This is a genomic window from Azospirillum sp. B506 (assembly GCF_000333595.1).
GTDB lineage: Bacteria > Pseudomonadota > Alphaproteobacteria > Azospirillales > Azospirillaceae > Azospirillum.
The window spans coordinates 1-4,335 of record NZ_BADK01000536.1; the positions used below are offsets into that span (position 1 = coordinate 1).

General features: G+C 67.7%; 4 protein-coding genes. All 4 read left to right on the forward strand.

Going from position 1 to position 4,335, the window contains the following annotated elements:
* Positions 1-1,108: RsmB/NOP family class I SAM-dependent RNA methyltransferase (locus I71_RS15980; RefSeq protein ID WP_042695839.1), on the forward strand; the 1,108-nt coding region annotated here is incomplete at its 5' end.
* A gap of 131 nt (positions 1,109-1,239) precedes the next feature.
* On the forward strand, positions 1,240-2,748 hold the full coding sequence (locus tag I71_RS15985; RefSeq protein WP_042695840.1) for a leucyl aminopeptidase: 1,509 nt from the start codon (positions 1,240-1,242) through the stop codon (positions 2,746-2,748).
* Between the two features lie 20 nt (positions 2,749-2,768).
* The gene (locus I71_RS15990; protein ID WP_042695841.1) at positions 2,769-3,218 is read left to right on the forward strand and encodes a DNA polymerase III subunit chi; all 450 of its coding nucleotides are present in this window, start codon (positions 2,769-2,771) and stop codon (positions 3,216-3,218) included.
* 133 nt (positions 3,219-3,351) lie between these two features.
* Positions 3,352-4,335, forward strand: a 984-nt coding sequence (locus tag I71_RS15995) for a response regulator (RefSeq protein WP_042695842.1), incomplete at its 3' end; no start/stop codon positions are given.

The following is a 4,335-nucleotide window of genomic DNA, read 5'->3' on the forward strand; positions in this document are numbered from 1 at the left end:
GCGGCGGCAGTTCGCCCCGGCCCGCCTGACCGACGACGAGCTGGCGATGGTCGGCAAGCTGGAAAGCCACACCATGGACCATCCCGACATGCCGGAGACGGTGCGGGTGGAATGCCCGGACTGGGCTGAGGCGCCGATGCGCGCCTCGCTCGGCGAGCGCTTCGGGGTGGAGATGGAGAAGCTGCTGGAGGCGGCGCCGCTCGACCTGCGCATCAACCCGCTGAAGGCCAACCAGCAGAGCGCGATCAAGGCGCTGGCCAAGGCGCAGATCACGGCGGAGACCACGCAATGGTCGCCGCTCGGCCTGCGGGTGAAGGGCCGGCCGCCGCTGGGCAGCGTCGAGGCGTTCAAGGACGGTCTGGTCGAGATCCAGGACGAGGGATCTCAGCTCGTGGCGCTGGCGGTGGCGCCGAAGCCGGGCCATCAGGTGGTGGATTTCTGCGCCGGCGCCGGCGGCAAGACGCTGGCCGTCGCGGCGCTGATGAAGAACAAGGGCCGCGTCGTCGCCTGCGACGTGCTGGACAAGCGCCTGAAACGTGCCGCCGAGCGGTTCCGCCGCGCCGGCCTGCACAACATCGAGGCCCACCCGCTGACCAGCGAGCGCGACCCCTGGGTGAAGCGCCACAAGCGCAAGTTCGACCGCGTGCTGGTCGACGCCCCCTGCTCCGGCACCGGCACCTGGCGCCGGAACCCCGATGCCCGATGGCGCCAGCTCGGCCCGGGGTTGGAACAGCTGCTGCCGCTGCAGGCCAACATCCTGGACAGCGCCGCGCGTCTGGTGAAGCCGGGCGGGCGGCTGATCTACGCCACCTGCTCCATGCTGCATGACGAGAACGAGGCGCAGGTCGAAGCCTTCCTGCAGACCCATCACGACTTCATCGTCAAGCCGGTCGCCGAGGTCTGGGCGGAGGAGGAGGCCGGCGCGCCGCCGCCGGTCGAGGGTCCCTACCTGCGCCTGACGCCGGCCCGTCACGACACCGACGGCTTCTTCGCCGCCGTGCTGGAGCGCCGCGCCGAGGAGACGGTGTCGGAGGAGAGCGTGCCGGACATCGCGCTGGAGCAGGGCGAGGTCGATCCGGTCGAGCTGGGCAAGGCGATCGATGCGTGAGCGATGGGGGAGGGGCATCTCCCCCTCCCCACTCTTGACAGCCGGGGTGGCGCGCTCCTTATCGGTGGGGTAGGCTTCCAACCGCCGATGCCATCCGGGCGTATTCGCCCAATCCCTCTCAAGAGGACCAGATGAAGTTCTCCTTCGCCAAGCCGTCCCTGCCGTCCTCCGGCGTGCTCGCCGTGACCGTCGCCGCCGACCGCAGCCTTGGCCCGATCGGGCGCGAGCTTGATGAGAAGACCGGCGGGGCGCTGGCCCGCGCCATGGCCGCCGCCCGTTTCAACGGCAAGAAGGACGAGACGCTGACGCTGCTCGCCCCGGCCGGGACCGAGCTTGGCCGCATCCTGCTGGTCGGCATCGGCAAGGCTGCGGATTTGACCGATCTGGTCCTGCAGGCCGCCGGCGGCGCCATCGCCGTGACGCTGGACAAGGCCGCCGACGAGGCGGCTCTGCTGGTCGAACTGCCGGAGGGGACCGCGCTGTCGCCGGCCGCCGCCGCCGCCGAGATCGCCTTTGGCGCGCAGCTGCGCAGCTACAAGTTCGACAAGTACCGGACCAACGACAAGAAGGCCGACAAGAAGGAGCCGAAGCCCAGCCTGCGCAAGCTGACGCTGCTGGTCGAGGAAGACGGCGCCGCCAAGTCGGCCTTCAAGAAGCTGGACACGCTGGCCGACGCCATCCGCTTCACCCGCGATCTGGTGTCGGAGCCGGCCAACGTCATCTATCCGGAAAGCCTTGCCGAGAAGACGAAGGAACTGGAGCAGTTCGGCGTCGAGGTGGAAATCCTCGACCAGAAAAAGCTGAGGAAGCTCGGCATGGGCGCCCTGCTGGGCGTCGCTCAGGGCAGCGCCAACGAGCCGCGCGTGGTCGTCATGCGCTGGAACGGCAACCCGGATGCTGACGACAAGCGTCCGGTCGCCTTCATCGGCAAGGGCGTCACCTTCGACAGCGGCGGCATCTCGATCAAGGGTGCGGCCGGCATGGAAGACATGAAGTGGGACATGGGCGGCTCCGCCACCGTGATCGGCACCATGTACGCGCTCGCCGCCCGCAAGGCGAAGGTCAACGCCATCGGCATCGTCGGTCTGGTGGAGAACATGCCGTCGGGCACGGCACAGCGTCCGGGCGACATCGTCACCTCAGCCTCGGGCCAGACCATCGAGGTCATCAACACCGACGCGGAAGGCCGTCTGGTGCTGGCCGACTGCCTGTGGTACGCCCAGGACGTCTACAAGCCCAAGCTGATGATCGACCTCGCCACCCTGACCGGCGCCATCATCGTCGCGCTGGGTCATGAGCATGCCGGCCTGTTCGCCAACGACGACGACCTTGCCATGAACCTGACGGCCGCCGGCCTGAAGGTGGGCCAGCCGGTGTGGCGCATGCCGCTGGGCGACAATTACGACAAGGAAATCGAGTCGCCGGCCGCCGACATGAAGAACACCGGGTCGGGTGGCGGGGCCGGCAGCATCGTCGGCGCGCAGTTCCTGAAGCGCTTCGTCAACGATCTGCCCTGGGCCCACATCGACATCGCCGGCGTTGCCTGGGCGAAGAAGGACGGCGCCACGGTTCCGAAGGGGGCCTCCGCCTTCGGCGTGCGCCTGCTCGACCGCTTCGTGGCGGACTTCCACGAGGGCTGATCGCCGTGCGTGAAGGGGCCATGACCGAAGTCCGCTTCTACCACCTGCAACGGCGCACGATGGAACAGGCGCTGCCCAAGATCCTGGAGAAGGTTCTTGAGCGGAACTGGCGTGCCGTCGTGCTGGCCGGCTCGGCAGAGCGGGTGGACATGCTGAACCAGCATCTGTGGACCTACGATCCCGGCTCCTTCCTGCCGCACGGGGCTGCGCGCGACGGCTTCGCCGAGCGCCAGCCGGTGTGGCTGACCGACGCCGACGAGAACCCGAACAACGCCACCGTGCTGGTGACGGTGGACGGCTGCGTCAGCGACCGGATGGACAGTTTCGACCTCGTCTGCGACCTGTTCGACGGCAACGACGAGGAGGCGGTGCTGGCCGCCCGCCAGCGCTGGAAGGCCTGCAAGGCCGCCGGCCACAGCCTGACCTATTGGCAGCAGACCGACCGCGGCGGCTGGGAAAAACGGGCCTGAGCGACGCCGCTCGACAGCGCCGTTCCCTGACCGAGGCCGCTCCTCCCGCCGGCCTGTTCATTTCCGTTGCATTCGATCCGTTCAGAGGCGAACCTGACTGCCCTAGCGGACGGTTCAAAGGTGCATGGTCCCGATGAACAGGAGCCAGATCGATCCGGCGCTCGCCCAGCAGGTCAGGGACGCGAGCATCCTGATCGTGGACGACAACCCGTCCAACGTCGACCTGCTGCGGGAAATCCTCGGTCACGACGGTTATCGCCATGTGCGCGGCGAGACCGACCCGCGCAAGGTGCCCGACCTCTGCGCGGCAGAGCCTTTCGATCTGCTGCTGATCGACATCCGCATGCCGCACATGAGCGGTTTCGACCTGATGGAGCGGCTGAAGCCGGTCTTCGGCGACGATTACGTGCCGATTCTGGTGCTGACCGCCCAGACCGACCAGGAGACCCGGCGCAAGTCGCTGGAACTGGGCGCCAACGACTTCCTGACCAAGCCCTTCATCGCCTGGGAGCTTCTGCACCGTGTCCGCAACATGGTGGAGATCCGCAAGCTCTACCGCCGCGCGGCCGAACAGAACCGCGAGCTTGAATGCCGTGTATCGGAACGCACCGCCGAACTGTCGGATGCGCTGGAGGCCGCGCGCAAGGCCGACCGGGCCAAGCTGGATTTCCTGGCGGTGATGAGTCATGAACTGCGCACGCCGCTGAACTCCATCATCGGCTTCGCCGACGTGCTGGCGGGGGAGGGGATGGGCAAGCTGGGCCACCCCGATTACCTGGAATATGTCAAGTTGATCGAGGAAAGCGGCCGATCGCTGCTGACCATGGTCAACAACATCCTCGACTACACACGCGGCTCCACCGGCTCCATCGAGATCCAGGAAAGCGATGTCAACATCCCGCAACTGCTGACCGGCTGTGCCGACATGCTGGCGCCGAAGGCGGCCGGCAAGCGGGTGACACTGGCCGTCCATTCCTGTCCGTCCTTCCGCATGCGCATCGACCGCCGGCGGCTGCGCGAGATGGTGCTGAACCTGCTCGACCATGCGGTGAAGTTCACCCAGCCCCGAGGGCATGTCGCGGTGGCNGTGGAGGACCCCGGGGAGTTCGTCGGGCTG

Coding starts and splice junctions, on each gene's coding strand:
- I71_RS15985 (WP_042695840.1), top strand. CDS start 1,240: ATGAAGTTCTCCTTCGCCAAGCCGTCCCTGCCGTCCTCCGGCGTGCTC.
- I71_RS15990 (WP_042695841.1), top strand. CDS start 2,769: ATGACCGAAGTCCGCTTCTACCACCTGCAACGGCGCACGATGGAACAG.